This window comes from Aporhodopirellula sallentina SM41 (assembly GCF_000346505.1).
GTDB classification, from domain to species: Bacteria; Planctomycetota; Planctomycetia; order Pirellulales; family Pirellulaceae; genus Rhodopirellula; species Rhodopirellula sallentina.
Window position 1 is genome coordinate 1 of sequence record NZ_ANOH01000146.1, and the last position, 15,714, is coordinate 15,714.

10 protein-coding genes are annotated in these 15,714 nt (G+C 57.3%); 6 read left to right on the plus strand and 4 right to left on the minus strand.

The window, feature by feature from the left end:
- Positions 1-90: 90 nt before the first annotated feature.
- A complete protein-coding gene (locus tag RSSM_RS09565; protein ID WP_008677241.1) occupies positions 91-681 on the minus strand; it encodes a hypothetical protein in 591 nt (196 codons plus the stop codon).
- A gap of 304 nt (positions 682-985) precedes the next feature.
- Here RSSM_RS09565 and RSSM_RS09570 point away from each other — a divergent pair, with 304 nt between their 5' ends.
- The 5 genes from RSSM_RS09570 to RSSM_RS09590 all read left to right on the plus strand — a co-directional run bounded on the left by RSSM_RS09570 (position 986) and on the right by RSSM_RS09590 (position 11,249).
- Complete coding sequence (locus tag RSSM_RS09570) at positions 986-1,795, plus strand: transporter (RefSeq protein ID WP_236621045.1); 810 nt, start codon at positions 986-988, stop codon at positions 1,793-1,795.
- Between the two features lie 345 nt (positions 1,796-2,140).
- Entirely contained in the window at positions 2,141-4,498 is a 2,358-nt protein-coding gene (locus tag RSSM_RS09575; protein WP_008677245.1) for a glycoside hydrolase family 95 protein, read from the plus strand.
- Between the two features lie 405 nt (positions 4,499-4,903).
- Complete coding sequence (locus tag RSSM_RS09580; protein ID WP_236621046.1) at positions 4,904-7,780, plus strand: DUF1592 domain-containing protein; 2,877 nt, start codon at positions 4,904-4,906, stop codon at positions 7,778-7,780.
- Between the two features lie 173 nt (positions 7,781-7,953).
- Positions 7,954-9,390, plus strand: a complete 1,437-nt coding sequence (locus tag RSSM_RS09585; RefSeq protein WP_008677247.1) for a DUF1552 domain-containing protein — start codon at positions 7,954-7,956, stop codon at positions 9,388-9,390.
- 368 nt (positions 9,391-9,758) lie between these two features.
- Positions 9,759-11,249 carry a sulfatase family protein gene (locus RSSM_RS09590; RefSeq protein ID WP_044302033.1) on the plus strand — a complete coding sequence of 497 codons (1,491 nt, stop codon included), beginning with the start codon at positions 9,759-9,761 and terminating at the stop codon, positions 11,247-11,249.
- A 64-nt stretch (positions 11,250-11,313) separates the two neighbouring features.
- Here RSSM_RS09590 and RSSM_RS09595 read toward each other — a convergent pair whose 3' ends face one another.
- The 3 genes from RSSM_RS09595 to gap all read right to left on the minus strand — a co-directional run bounded on the left by RSSM_RS09595 (position 11,314) and on the right by gap (position 14,635).
- A complete protein-coding gene (locus tag RSSM_RS09595) occupies positions 11,314-12,066 on the minus strand; it encodes a type III pantothenate kinase (protein WP_008677251.1) in 753 nt (250 codons plus the stop codon).
- Complete coding sequence (gene obgE, locus RSSM_RS09600) at positions 12,063-13,319, minus strand: GTPase ObgE (RefSeq protein ID WP_008677253.1); 1,257 nt, start codon at positions 13,317-13,319, stop codon at positions 12,063-12,065. The genes RSSM_RS09595 and obgE overlap by 4 nt, the downstream gene beginning before the upstream one ends.
- 320 nt (positions 13,320-13,639) lie before the next feature.
- Positions 13,640-14,635, minus strand: a complete 996-nt coding sequence (gene gap / locus RSSM_RS09605; RefSeq protein ID WP_081613737.1) for a type I glyceraldehyde-3-phosphate dehydrogenase — start codon at positions 14,633-14,635, stop codon at positions 13,640-13,642.
- 119 nt (positions 14,636-14,754) lie between these two features.
- On the opposite strand from gap, the gene RSSM_RS09610 reads away from it, so the two are divergent.
- Entirely contained in the window at positions 14,755-15,666 is a 912-nt protein-coding gene (locus RSSM_RS09610) for a class I SAM-dependent methyltransferase (protein WP_044302025.1), read from the plus strand.
- Positions 15,667-15,714: the final 48 nt, after the last annotated feature.

A 15,714-nucleotide genomic window follows, 5' to 3' on the forward strand; every position in this document is an offset into this window, starting at 1 on the left:
GACTCGAACGGTGCAGTGGTAGCGAAACTCGCCAACGGTTTCGGCGTGGTTGATTGCGAGGTGCGTTGCCGAAAGTCTTGGCGACTGTCGCTACGGTTTGCGGGGATACTTTGGGTCTGGGACTCGAAAACACTGGGTTCGTTTGAGGAACGCGAGTGTTCGCCAAATGCGATCCCAGCCCTCGTCTTGGAAGAGTCGCAGTTGCGGATAGCCAGGCATCAGACACCCGGTGTATTTGTAACTGCTGAACCCATCGATCGGCACGAGTTCCTGTCGCTCCGGATTCCTTGCGATGTAATCGACTACAGATTCGATGGCATCTCGCTCTAGCTCGTGGTTCTTCAGCACATGGTCAAAGGATTGAAGTTGCAATTGATAGCCTATCCGATTCAAGCAGTCATTGAGGTCTGTGCGGAGATGTTTCATTCCCAGCAACTGATCGGATTCGTCGGTCAAGCCACACCAAAGAAGGTGAAGGTGATCTGGCATCAAACAAAAGATCGGGCAGGCAATTTGAGCGCGAAACGCGACATGTGTTTGGATTTCGCGAAACTTGTAGAGGAGTTTGGGATCGAGCCATCCCGTTTTGCGACCTTCAATGGCAAGCGTCCAATGGACCCAGGCCTCGCTTCGGTAATGTTCCGGTGGTAGGCGTTTAAGTCGTTGTCGATGTTCCGGCATGTTTTTATTTGTAGCGAAACTCGCGGAGAGTTTCGGCAGTGGGTGGGGACGAGTGTGGTTGCCGAACGTCTTGGCGACGTTCGCTACGGTGGGGATGTGGCGTCGTTGTTGATGGTCGACGCGTTTGTCTGGGGGCTTTTGACGGTTGCGGGGAGGTTGCGGGTGGTGTGTGTTGATGCTGATGATTGTTTTTTAGGTGGGGATCGCTCTCTTTTGGGCGAGGGGCGGAGTTCGTGTCGATGTGAGAGGCAAACGCACTCTCTCGGGGTATACGGAAAAAATGTGCTGCTATCGATCGGTTTGGATGTCGCTGCTCGTGCTCGTTGTGACGTCGGGCCACGCTTACTCTCAAGAGTTCACCTTTTTGAGAAGCGAAAGAGAGTCATCCGAGGATGAGATTGAAACCGATCGCGATTCGTTCACTCCTGCGACAACGATTGCTGGAGAAGGACGATGGATCGTGGAAGCTGCGTATTCGTTCATCGACAATCGTGACGTGCCGGAAACGCATAGCTATCCAGAGTTACTCGTTCGGCATGGTGTGAACGATTGGTTGGAGTTGCGACTCGGTTGGAACTACGAAGTCGGCGGGGCGGGCAGTCTGGTTTCGGGAAACGTGCCGAGCGACTTGAAAGAGGAAGCCGAGATCGAACGTGAGTCGCGGATCTTCTACGGCGGAAAAGTTTTCCTGATGGAGCAAGCCGATTTCCTGCCGGAAGCCTCTGTGTTGTTGCAAGGTTTCACGCCAACAAGTGGCGAAGAAGCTCAGACCACATTATCGGCCACGTACATCTTTGGGTGGGAACTGAAAGAGGGCGTGATTTGGGATTCGGCGATCCGGTACAGCACCAGCAGTCGTGACGACGACCAGTTCAACGTGTGGTCACCGTCGACGGTCGTCAAGGTCGCGATCGGCGAGCGTTGGAAGGCACACGCGGAATACTTTGGGGTCTATACAGATGGACGCGAAGAAGAGACGGCGCAGTACTTCTTTTCGCCGGGGGCTCACTACTTGGTCACGTCTGATTTCGAAGTCGGATGCCGGGTGGGATGGGGGCTCAACGACAACTCGCCAAACTTCTTCTCGAATGTTGGTATCGGCTATCGATATTGATCGATCCCCGGTCGGGCGGAACTCTCTAGGCAGTCCCCCCCGCGGCATGTGTGCACTGCTTTCTCGAGCAGGTATGATGAGAGGGCGATGTTGAGATCGCGGAGGAGTTCTGTTGCCAGACAGGTTGCTCCACGCGAATCGCGCGATGCGATGGTTGCATCGTAACAACATCGACTCACCTATTGGTATTTGCCGCTCTCGTTACGTCCGGTACGTGCACATCGATTGTTAGCCGAGGCCCCGCCTCGCTTCGCCACGACTTTCGTGTGTCGATGTCGTCGATGCACGTGATTGGGAGAGTGGCTTCTGTGCCAAACCTCTCTCCCCGTTTGAATGGTAGTTTCGATGAACCGTGTCATGGTGTTTCTTGCCTTCGTTTCGGCGACGGTGTTTTCGGCAGTGGTATCGACGTCTGGAAGTAACGCCGCTGATCTCGTGATGCGGTATGACGAACCGGCGCGAGCCTGGACTGACGCACTGCCGGTCGGAAACGGTTCGATGGGAGCGATGGTTTACGGTGGAATCGAAAAGGAGCAGATTCAGTTCAACCATGACACGGTATGGTCGGGCGGGCCGCAATCGTATTCTCGTGAAGGGGCGTCGGAGTATCTGTCGCGAATCCGCCAATTGCTCTTTGAGGGCAAACAAAAGGAAGCCGAATCGTTGGCGATGAAGGAGTTCATGTCCGTGCCGCTCGGGCAAGCCGCGTATCAACCGTTCGGCGACCTTCATCTCGATTTCGGAACCGTTGGCGAGCCGACGGACTACCGGCGAACGCTCGATCTCGATGCGGCAACGGCGACCACTGAGTATTTCTCGCAAGGTGTAACGTACCGACGGACGGTTTTTGCGAGTCATCCCGATGGCGTGATTGTGGTTCGAATCGTTGCCGATCAGCCCGGAAAGGTGAATTTCACCGCGTCGCTATCGAGCCCGCATGAATCAAACTCGGGAACCGCAAAAGTGGACGGGCAAACGTTGAAGATGTTTGCGGAAGTTGATGACATGCAAAGCCGGGGCTTCCTGTTCGAAGGTCAGGTCGCGATGGAAGCTCGTGTGCGCGTGGTGACCGAGGGCGGTGCAGCGGAGGTATCGGACGATGGATTCAGTGTCAAAAATGCCAACGCGGCGACGTTGTATTTGGTAGGGGCGACGAACTATCAGGACTACGCGTCGGTCGATGCGAAGCCGGACGAGCAATGCGATGCGGTGCTAGAGAAAATCGCGGGTAAGTCCTACGACGATGTTCTGTCCGATCACCAGGCGGACCACCGCGAGTTGTTCCGCCGCGTATCGATTGAGCTCGGAGAAAGCGGGGCAGGGCAGGGCGATCAGCGAACGACGATCGAGCGGCTCAATGACTATCAGGCGAATCCTGATCCGGCGTTCGTTTGTTTGTTGTATCAATACGGCCGGTACCTGTTGATCGCTTCATCACGTCCGGGAGGCCAGCCGGCGAACCTGCAGGGGCTTTGGAACGACAGCAAGAAACCGTCGTGGGATTCGAAATACACCATCAATATCAACACGGAGATGAACTACTGGCCCGCGGAAGTAACGAATCTATCCGAGTGTCATGAACCGTTGTTTGACATGTTGGAAGATTTGTCGGTAACGGGACGCGAGGTTGCGAGCGACTTCTATGGTGCCGGTGGTTGGGTGGTGCACCATAACACCGACGGATGGCGAGGGGCAGCGCCGATCAACCATTCCAATCACGGAATCTGGCCCACCGGTGGAGCTTGGTTGGCGACGCACCTGTGGGAGCACTATCTGTTTACCGGCGACAAAGGGTTTCTCGGCGAACGCGGTTATCCGCTGATAAAGGGGGCCTCGGAGTTTTTCCTGGACTATCTGGTGGAGGATCCGGTGCACTCGAATGGTTGGCTGGTCAGCGGTCCGAGCAATTCTCCTGAGCGTGGCGGATTGGTGATGGCGCCGACCATGGATCACCAAATCATTCGGAGCCTATTGAACGCGACTGCGGATGCCGCAGACACGCTTGGCCGAGACGCTGCGTTGGCCGCACGACTGCGAAGCACGGCAGCCAAGATCGCGCCTAATCAAGTCGGAGGTGAAGGGCAACTCAAAGAATGGCTGTACAAAGAGGATCCCAAGTCGACGCACCGGCACGTTTCACATTTGTGGGGTTTGCATCCGGGATCAGAAATCTCGCCGCAGACGCCTGAATTGTTCGAGGCCTGCAGACGAACGTTGCAGTTTCGCGGCGACGGCGCCACGGGATGGTCGCGAGGTTGGAAAGTGAACTTCTGGGCGCGACTGCGTGACGGTGAGCGCATGAACAAAGTGCTGACGGGGTTCTTCCAGAATTCGAGCGTGAAAAGGCAGGCTGGGTTCTACAACAATCTGTTCGACGCTCATCCTCCGTTTCAAATTGACGGGAACTTTGGTTTGACGGCGGGCATCTCCGAGGCGTTGCTGCAATCGCACCGGCGCAGCGACGATGGTGACATCATTGTGGACTTGTTGCCCGCATTGCCGTCCGCGTGGAAGACCGGATCGGTGTCGGGTCTGAAGGCCCGCGGTGGGTTTGAGGTTAGTATGCGTTGGGAGGACGGGGAATTAGTCCGGGCCGAGTTCGTTTCGTCTGGAAACGGGCCGTTGGTGGTCGAGTACGCGGGGCAGGTTCAGGTCGTGCGAGAGTCAACCGAACCGGGCCAACGGATTGAATTTGTGCCGTAAATAGCGAACCGAAAACGTGCTGCGCACTGCAGCCAACAATTCTTCGAGATGGACTTTTCGATGCCGCGTCGAGCAACTAGGGTGAAGTTCGACGGGATCGCTTCGCGGCGTTGATTTGGATGGTCAAAAAGTTGGTGTGTCCCCATTTTGAGTGTTTTTTTCGCGGCTGCGTACGGTCGCTTTTTGCTCAAAGAGGCTGCGTTGCGAAACTCTGTCATCCGTAGGCGGTTTTGGATTTTTATACAGCGAGCATAGCCCTTAAAATGGCTGTGAAATTGCCGTATAGATTCTAGTCAGCCTACCCCTGCGGTGCCCGAACGTTACGGGCACGTTGGCTGGTGAGGCGGCATAACATGAGGTTCGTATTTTATGCGGTTGCAGTATTGCCCTTCACGATCGTGCCGTTTGCGATATCAATTGCCGTGGGTGCTGGTGGGGATTTCCCTACTCAGCGTCGTTTCTGGGCAGGTCTTTCAAGGACAAGTCTTTCAAGGGCAGTGCTGTCTGTTGCAGGGCAGCGTCGTTGCTGCGGATCTGGCATTTGAGTCGAACGCTCGTCAGCCGACGTTGAGCGAACTGAAAACAATCGGCGCGAAAGAGTCCGCGTATCTCGAAGCGTCAACGCCGGCTGTCGATCAGGTTGTTGCACGCGACGCGTCGGTGTTTGCCGAGACGATCAAACCGATCTTGGAATCGACGTGCGTTGACTGCCATGGCCCGTACGGCGCGGAGGCGGGCTTCGATATCACCGCGATCGATCCTGATATGGTCGATGGTGGCGACGCCGAATGGTGGCAAGAAGTGCTCGCCTCGGTGAGCAATGGTGAGATGCCGCCACCGGATGAAGTGGAAATGGAGGACGAGGACCGTGCCTCGGTGGTGGATTGGTTGAGCAATGAGATTCACTACGCGTCGATCGCACGACGGGCTCGCGAGTCGAACACGTCGTTTCGTCGTTTGACGAAATACGAATACAACTACGCCCTGCAGGACTTGCTCGGCGAGCCGTGGGACTTCGCGAAAGATCTGCCGCCGGAGTCGGTGTCGGAGGACGGGTTCGAGAACAGTTCTGACTCATTGCACCTTTCCGTGTCGCAGTTCGAAACCTATCGGCAGCTCGCTCGTCGGGCGTTGGATCGAGTAGCGGTGCGTGGGGAACGGCCTGAGATCGTGCGATGGCGGCATTCGATGACGGATGCTGCTGCGATCGAACAGCGGTTGCATCGGGAGAAGGTCAAGCGATTGGAAAAGCGTTTTGAAGATGACGAGGAGAAACGCAAGAAGCAAATTGAGACTGTGACAAGGATCCACCATAATCCCACTAGCGGTCCTTACTATCTCGACGTCGCGACGGGCGAAAAGATTCGAGCGAAGTGGGAATATAACGGTGCGAAGTACGCAATCGAACCGATCGACCAGCAACGCGATGAAGGTTCGGATGGCGCCGAAGCCGCGACCGGAGATGAGACATCGGGTGCGGATGATGAACCGATCTCGATCGACGCGTTGGATGGGAACGCGGAGAAAACTGAGACGCTGTCGAAGTTTGTCGCTGTTTTGCCTGCGGGGAAACGGTCGCATTTGACGGTCGAGTTGGGCAATCAGGTTCCTGACGAAGGTTTCCTTCGAGTCCGGGTTCACGCCTCGCGTCCGGCGAAGCAGGATCGGGTGCCGAGTATGCAGTTAGTGTTCGGTTGGCGTGCGACGAACGAGGGACGGGCTGATGTGCGAGTCAGCAAACGAGACACTCCCGTGACCGCTGGCGCGGAGGAGCCGCAGGTTTATGAATGGTTGATCCCGCTGGGCGAGATTGATCCACGCAACGCAGAACGTAAGACATCCACCATGGGCCGTTTTCCGAGCCCTTCGGAATACATTCGTTTGGTGAACAGTTCGGTGCCCAACGCGAAAGCGGGGCCAGCTGACATTGTGATCGAGTCGGTTGAGGTCGATGCACCGATCTACGATCAATGGCCGCCTGAGTCGCACGTGCGGTTGTTCCCGCGTGGCACGGTCGATGCTTCGATGACCGACGCAGAAGAGCTGGAATATGCTCGGGAGATTTTGTCGACCTTCATGCCGCGTGCATGGCGAGGTCCGGTCACATCGTCGGCGGTCGAGAGCAAGGTCGCGTTGTTCGAAGCCATACGAGATGGCAGCGATGATTTCCAGGACGCGATGTTGGAAGTGATGGCGACGGTGTTGACCTCGCCGCGTTTTCTGTACTTTGCCCCTGTGCCATCTCAAGCATCATCGGAGCATGTTCCACGTCGGTTGTCTGACACGGATCTCGCAGTCCGGTTGTCGCTCTTTCTGTGGTGCAGCGTGCCGGATGAGCGATTGTTGCGTCTGGCCGAGTCCAACGAATTGCATCTCCCCGATGTGTTGCGTGCGGAGGTTGATCGAATGTTGGCCGATCCGCGGCACGAACGGTTTATCGAACACTTCGTGGGGCAGTGGCTCGACCTGCGGTCGCTCGACTATCTCGCTGTGGACAAGAGCTTTACCGATTTTGATCCCGCGTTGAAGGAAGCGATGCAGCAAGAGCCTCGTGCTTTCTTCGCGGAGATGCTGAGAACCGACGCGAGCGTTTTGGATGTGATCCATGCCGACTACGCTACGGTGAACGAGCGTTTGGCGGTTCACTATGGCATCGCAGATGTGGCGGGCAATGAGTTTCAGCGTGTCCCCTTGGATGACGCGGCGTCACGCGGAGGTGTTTTGACACAGGCCGGATTGCTGGCCATGAATTCCGACGGTGAGCATTCTCACCCGCTCAAGCGTGGCGTTTGGGTGCTGAAGTGTTTGCTCAACGACCCGCCGCCTCCACCACCGGCAGCGGTTCCGGAAATCGATTTGGCGGATCCTGAAATTGCGAAGTTGACGCTGAAACAACGTATCGAAGATCACCGCAACCAAGCGGCCTGCATGTCGTGTCATAAGAAGATCGATCCATGGGGAATCGCGTTCGAGAATTATGACGCGATCGGACATTGGAGAGATGAGATCCAAGGTCAGCCGGTCGACGCCAGTTCGGCGCTGTACAACGACCACGTGCTCGATGGAATCGATGGGCTGAAACGATATCTGCTCGATGATCGGCAGGACCAATTTGTCCACGCGATGGTCGAGAAACTCGCGATTTTCGCCCTCGGTCGTCCGCTGGCGTTTAGCGACAGTGCGGCGGTCGATGAAGTGACCCGCACGGTTCGACGCAACGGCGACGGATTGAAAACTCTGGTGCAAAGTTTGGTAACGAGTGACCTGTTTATGGGACCTTGATAGAGGAGTCGCCTAGTGCGTCGCCTGCTATTTGCAGGTTGGCGGACTAGCTGCCGAATGAAGATGTCCCCTGACTGATGAATCGATTGAACGTTCCCTTCCCCAATACACCTTCCTGACTTCACGAATCGCACGCTTGTTTGCGATCGCTCGCCTTTTGTAGGAATCACACGATGAAATTGAACCTGGATTCGCTCGACCGTCGACGTTTTTTGCGTGGGGCAGGTGTGGCTCTCGCGTTGCCTGTTTTTGGATCGGCAGCGAAGTTGGATGCGGGAGCGGTGTCGCAGGTTGCTGAGTCGGCGGGCTTGGATGCGGACGCATCGCGGAAGGTCAAACGGTTAGGCTGTTTTTACTTCCCGGATGGTGTGCCGATGCCGCTCGCGGAGGATCCCGCGTATCAGGATTGGTCATGGTTCCCGCATGGAAACGGATCCGACTTTCGTTACACGAAGTGCATGGAGGTGTTCGAACCGCTGCGGGATCAGATCACCGTGCTGTCGGGGTTTTCGCATCCCGAGGTGCGTCAAGTTCATGGGCACTCCAACGCGGATCAATTTTTGACGGCGGCGGCGACGGGATCGGATGGACCGTACAAGAATTCGATTTCGCTCGATCAGGTTTACGCCAATCACGTGGGTGATCAAACGCGGTTTTCTTCGTTGGTGCTGTCGACCGACGGTGGAACCGGGACGCCACGCGGGACTCACACGATGTCGTTTACTCGAACGGGACGTGCGATACCTGCCGAGCACCGGCCGAAACGTGTGTTCGACATGCTGTTTGTCAAACAGGATGCGGATGCGGCTCGCCGGTTGGCGTTGAGCAAGAGTGCGCTCGATGAGTTGCTCGCCGATGCCAACCGTTTGCGACGTGATCTGGGAGGAGATGACCGGGAGCGATTGGACGAGTATCTCGACTCAGTACGTCAGGCAGAGAAACGGGTTGAGAAAGCGAAGCTGTGGGTGAACACGCCGTTGCCGAAGGTGGAGGTCAATGATCTCGATCTGGAGGTTTCGCCGGAGGATCCTCAGCGGTACGTCCAAACCATGTTTGAGTTGATCTATTTGGCGTTCCGTACCGATTCAACGCGGGTCGCCACCTACCAAATCGGCCGAGAGAACGCGTTCGGGATCAGTGACCGGTTGGCACGTGCGGTCGGTTTCAATCTGGCACACGCGTTGTCGCACGAGACCAAGCAGCCTGGCGGATGGGAGAGGTTCTCGACGTATTGCGGTTTCCTGAATCGCGAGTTCTGTCGATTTGTGACTCGGTTGCATGAGACACCGGAACCGGCAGGGCAGGGGACCATGCTGGACAACACGTTGTTGTTATTCGGTTCTGCCTCGAGTGCGTTCCACCTGTCGCAAAACTATCCGGTAATTCTCGCCGGTGGGAAAGCGATGGGCTTCAAGCACGGTCAGTACGTCAACTACGCTGGGGCCGGTGCAGTGGGCGGTTCTTGGGATGGGAAACCCGAACCGTGGATGAAGGAACCTGAGAAAGAAGACGAACCACTGACAAAGGTTTTCGTGACGATGTTGCAGCAGTTGGGGCTGGAGACCGAGAGCTTCGCGGATCGAACCGGTGGGTTGTCGGAATTGGTTTAGCGCGTTTGGATGGAAAACGCAGCCGATGTCAGGCTGATGAACATGCGCCTGGGGCGCGAAACTCGCCGAGAGTTTCGGCAGGGTTCGGGGATCGCCGAAAGTCTTGGCGACTTTCGCTACGGGTGATTCGAGGTGGTGGCTGGCGCGGAAAGGATGTTGCTTGATGAAACGCTGGCTTTAACGGCGTGGATCGTGACGCAAAATTTAACTGTGGTGTCGCAATCGACCGTTGCTTGGTGATTGCTTCCGAGGATGATGGGTGCTTCTCCGAAAGTAGGTGGACCGAACTGGTCCCGCGGGGAAATCGTCTTTGTCTCGACAACTCGGTGGAATTTCTTATGCGGCGGTTTTGGGTGTTCCCTTTGTTTATGTTGGTGTGTTGCCTCGTCGGTGGTGTTGCGGGCGCGGACAACGTCAAGCCGAACATTGTTGTGATCTTGGCGGATGATCTAGGGTACGGCGACGTTCAGTGTCTCAACCCCGACCGAGGCAAGATCGCCACTCCCGAGATGGACGCTTTGGCGGCCGAGGGGATGATCTTTAGCGACGCACACTCGGCGTCATCGGTTTGTACGCCGACCCGATATGCGCTCCTGACCGGCCGGTATAACTGGCGAACGCGTTTGCAGAAGTCGGTTTTGTACGGGTTCGATAAACCGTTGATCGCGAGCGATCGTTTGACCGTCGCTGGTTTTTTGAAGCAGCACGGTTATGCCACCGCCGCAATCGGGAAGTGGCACTTGGGGTTGGATCTGCCGACGACGGATGGTCAGCCGTTTCGTGGGAACAATCCCAAGAATGTGGATTGGAAGAAGCGAATCGACAACGGTCCAGTAGACCGCGGGTTTGACTATTTCTTTGGCATTTCAGCGTCGCTCGACATGCCGCCTTACGTTTACATCGAAAACGACCGGTTTGTCGGTGAAGGCACCGCGACGAAAGCTTTCAGGCGAAAAGGCCCGGCGGAGCCTGATTTTGAGGCGGTCGATGTGTTGCCGATGATTGGCAAAAAGACTGTCGAGTACATCGGTTCGCAATCGGAATCGCAACCGTTCTTCGCGTACGTGGCGCTGAACTCGCCACACACGCCGATCTTGCCCTCAAAGGAATGGCAGGGCCGCAGCGAGTTGGGCAAGTACGGTGATTTTGTGATGCAGACCGACGCGGTGATCGGCGACATCGCCGACGCGATCGACGCAGCCGGTTTTGGCGAGAACACGTTGTTGATCGTGACGAGTGACAACGGATGTTCCAAGGCGGCGGGGATCGGTGCGATGGTGGAGAAGGGGCATTACCCGAGTGGTCATTTGCGAGGTTCGAAGGCGGACCTGTGGGACGGTGGGCATCGGGTGCCGTTCCTGGTTCGTTGGCCTGCGGAGGTTGCTGCGGGGACGCGATCCGATGAGGTCGTTTGCCAAACGGATCTGATGGCGACGTGTGCCGATGTTCTCGGTGTCGACGTTCCGGACGGGGCAGGGGAGGACAGTGTCAGTTTCAAACCGGCGTTGCACGGCGAACCGATCGAATCGACACGGGCAGGAGTGATTCACCATTCGATCGGAGGCTACTTCGCGTACCGCCAAGGTAAGTGGAAGTTGCTGCTGTCGAAAGCGTCGGGTGGATGGAGTTCGCCGAATGAGAGGCAAATGCCTGCGGGCAGTCCACCGGCTCAGCTCTACGACATGGAAGCCGATCCCGGGGAGACGAATAATCTCTACGCCGCGCATCCCGAGGTGGTTGAGCAGTTGCTCGGTCTTCTCGAGGCCGACGTCAATCGTGGCCGCAGCACCGAGGGGGCTCCGGTGCAGAACGATGTTGACAATATTCAGATCTGGAAGGGAAAACGCCCGAACGGGTGAGCGAACGGCCGACGTAAAGCTCGCTAGCTCTCCCGTTCGCGGGAGAGCTAGGCCCTGGGCGGCTCTACAAGTTGAGGGCGGCGAGGGTTCGGCAGACGAGGTGCGGGTGATGGTGGATCTCGTAGTCTCCCGCCGGGGCGTCTTGAAGCGTGGCGGCGATGAGTTCGCTATCGCCACCGGTGACCACGACGCGTTGTGGTTGTCCGTAGAGGCGAACGAGACGTTCAATCCCACCGGTCACGCTGGATAGGATTCCCAGTCGGATCGCGGACGCGGTGTTGGTCGCCGGACGCGTCATCGAGTCTTGGCTGTTGCTCTGCCAATCGAGGTGGGGCAGGGCATCGGTTCCCGAAGCGAGTGCCGCGGTTTGCATTTCGAGACCGGGGATGATCGCGCCGCCTCGGTAGGTCCCGTCGTTATCTACCAAGTCGACCGTGACGGTTGTGCCCGCGTCAACGATCACAAGCGGCAGTGCGTAACCAGACGATGCGCCGAATGCACCGACCAGTCGGTCGATCCCGACGCGGTCGGGGTGATCGGTAGCGACCGAAATGGGAAGATCTTCGCGGGTGATTTGGCGAAAACGCACGCGGTCAGGTTCGAGCGTCTGGGTTGCTTCGATAAGTCGCGCGGCGGCGGTTCGGTTAACGCTCGCCACACGGGCTTCGATCGAATCGTGGCGGCGAGCCAGTTCGGCGAGTTTCGCGGCAGCCTTCTGAAGCGTTTCTGCTTCGGCGACACGCAACATGTCCACGTCGGTGTCAGTGCCGGCGGCAATCTTGATCGCTGTGTTTCCAACGTCGATACCTGCGATCACGGATCCGAGTCCGTGTCGCCAGAGTTGTCGGGGGTCTCGTTTGTTTGCGGCGAGATGTCGGTTCGCCCCGTCGGGGATTGCTTGCCCCAGATGGTGGGAACGTCACGAGCCTGTTTGTCGTTGGATAGCGACGATGTCGGGCCTGACTTGTGCGGTGGGAGTCGACGTTTCGGTTTGGCTTCGGTCGGCACATCAACTTCGCGAATCGGTGTGAGTTCTTCCCCGGCGTCGATCATTTCGAGTCGACGGGCGGTGACCCGTTGCATGATTTCTTCGACGAGGTCGCTGAGTCCGATCTCAGACGCGGCGCTAATCGCATGTAGGTCGCGTTTGTGATCAACCGGGTTGTCTTCGAAGTGCTGCTGCATTCGCGTGAAGACTTCGCGGTCGGGATCGAGTTCGCATTTGGTCATGACGACGAGTTCGTCACGATCGCTGAGTTTGGTGTCGTATTGTTTGAGTTCTTCGCGGATGGCGGCATAATTTTCGACCGGATCGGTGCCGTCGATCGGTGTCGGTTCGACGAGGTGGACGAGCAGTCCGGCGCGTTCGATGTGACGGAGGAACTCGTGGCCGAGACCGTGTCCTTCGCTGGCACCTTCGATCAGTCCGGGGATGTCGGCAGTCACGAAGGAGCGTTCGCGGTCGACGTCGACGATACCGAGGTTGGGGAACTTGGTCGTGAACGGGTAGTCGGCGATTTCAGGTCGGGCGCTGGAAATTCGCGACAGCAGCGTGCTCTTGCCGGCGTTGGGTTTGCCGATCAGTCCGACGTCGGCGATCGATTTCAGTTCGAGGATCACGTGCCGAGTTTCGCCGTCGGCACCGAGAGTTCGTTGGCGTGGAGTTTGGTTGGTGGCCGATTTGAATCGGGCGTTGCCGAGTCCGCCACGTCCACCGCGGCAGATCACGAACTCTTCACCGGGGTGCGTGAGGTCTTTGATGACGAAACCGTCGGCGGCGTCGATGACGCTGGTGCCGCACGGGACGTACAGACGCATTTCTTGGCCTTTGCGTCCGTGTCGCAGACTGCCTTCGCCGTGTTTGCCACGTTCGGCACGGAAGAATCGCCGGTTGGCGTATTGGGCGAGCGAGTTCACGCCCACTCGGGCTTCGAGGATGATGCTCGCCCCGGTGCCGCCGTCGCCGCCGTCGGGACCGCCACGTGGAACATACTTTTCTCGACGAAAACTCATGCAGCCGTCGCCGCCTTTTCCAGCGGAGAATTCGACTTCGACGCGATCAATGAACATGAGTTTGTTGTGGGGGAAGGTTGAGCGGGACGCCGACGGTTTCGTGGCGGGTTGGCTCGTGATGGTGGCGAATTGGCTTGATGAGTGCCTGAGAATCTAACCGAAAACTCATCTGCCGGTCAGAGTTAGCCGTGGTTAATACGTGAAAACCGGGGCGAATGCCCGTTGGCGGGGCGAGCCATCGTTGTTTTCGGATTGGTTCTCAACAAAAAGAGGACACGATGAAAGTATCACCGTGTCCTCATGTTTTCTACCCAGTACCACAATGCGAGTGATACCGTGTCGGTGTCCGGTCCCTGTTGATATTCAGGGTTTCGATCTTAGGACGAGATGCGAGCGACCAAGTCGAGGACCTTGCAGGAGTAACCCCATTCGTTGTCGTACCACGACACAACTTTGACGAAGGTTCCGTCGAGTTGGATGCCGGCGTTGGCGTCGAAGACCGAAGTGCGGGATTCGTCACGGAAGTCAGTCGAAACAACGTTGTCTTCGGTGTAACCGAGGACGCCCTTCATGGCGCCTTCGGATTCCGCTTTCATTGCGGCACAGATTTCTTCGTAGGTTGCGGACTTGTCCAGTTCGACGGTCAAGTCGACGACCGAAACGTCGGAGGTTGGTACGCGGAAAGCCATCCCGGTCAACTTGCCGTTGAGTTCTGGAATGACTTTGCCGACTGCTTTGGCAGCACCGGTGCTCGAAGGGATGATGTTTTCGAGGATACCGCGTCCACCACGCCAATCCTTCATCGAAGGACCATCGACGGTCTTTTGAGTCGCGGTTGCGGCGTGAACGGTGGTCATCAGGCCACGTTTGATGCCGAACTTGTCGTTGAGGACCTTGGCGATTGGTGCCAAGCAGTTGGTCGTGCACGATGCGTTGGAGACGAAGGTTTCGCCGTTGTAGCTGCTGTCGTTTACGCCCATGACGAACATTGGGGTGTCGTCTTTGGAAGGTGCCGACATGACAACCTTCTTAGCACCGGCGTCGACGTGGCCTTGTGCTTTTTCGGCGGTCAGGAAGATACCGGTCGATTCGACGACCACGTCGGCTCCGACGTCGCCCCAAGCGAGTTTGGAAGGATCGGTTTCGGCGGTGATGCGAACTGGTTTGCCGTTGACGACCAAGTTGCCGTCTTTGACTTCCACGTCGCCTTCGAAGCGGCCGTGAACGGAATCGTACTTGAGCATGTATGCTAGGTAGTCGACGTCCAACAAGTCGTTGATTGCTACCACATCAATGTCATCGCGTGTAACCGATGCGCGAAAAACCATCCGTCCGATACGGCCAAATCCGTTAATACCTACTTTGATAGCCACTTTGCTCAGATTCCCTGTTATTTGAAGTTCAGATAGGACTGTGGCGCGAATTATAGGAACGTTCGCAAGAATTGAAACAGCCCCCGAACCTTCCCTGCGACAACAAGCCGTCTGGACCGATGACGATACCACCGCGTGATACCCCAGAAAGTTCATCAGCCCCGGGGGCGCGGCGATCCCGCAGGCCAGAGAATTCAACGTGGCGTCGGCCGGAAGGCGTCGCGCCCGGTACCTGGCGATATGTGCATGAAGGGGCGATCGCGGCCCGCTATGACGAATTTGTGGCGACCACGCCGCTTTGCGGGGTCGATCTCGAGATCATCTCCGACGTGTTTCCGCCAATATCGACCGTCGAATCTGCCGGTGAAACGGCCGCCGAAGGTGCCGAGACACCGGGGCAGGGCGGGGCGGTCGGTCCATCCGGGGGCGGGGAAAAAAAATGGGTTTTCGACCTCGGGTGTGGGACCGGTCGAGCCTCCGCCGTGTTGGCGTCCAATGGATATCAGGTCGCCGCGGTTGATTTGTCATTGCCGATGCTGCGTGAGGTTCGCAAGCGAGAGTTGGAATCGGTGGCAACGATCCGAGCGAACTTGGTGCAGCTCGATGGGATCGCGGATGACGTTGCCGAAGGTGCGGTGTGTTTGTTCAGCACGTTGGGGATGATCCAAGGCAGGCAGAACCGGCGGCGCTTCCTGGCTCACGTTCGCAGGGTCGTTCGCACCGGCGGTCGGTTTTACCTGCACGTGCATCATCGCTACGCCGCGCTGACGAATTTGCCCGGAGTGAAACAGTTGATGTCGACGGCGGTGCGGTCGTGGACTCGGTCGGACTGGGAATACGGCGACGCGGTCTACGCCTATCGAGGTCTGCCGGACATGTTTCTGCATCAGTTCTCAAGACGCGAACTGATGGCCGATTTTGCAGCGACGGGATGGAACGTTGAGCGATGGTGGAACCTGTCGCTCGACGGTGCGCGAGTGATCGATTCGAAATTCGGTATCGCGGGCGGGTATCTGATCGTGGTGGGGTAGGTGGGAGTGGATCTTGTTAACGATCCTGCTGGATGAGGATCTTTAACA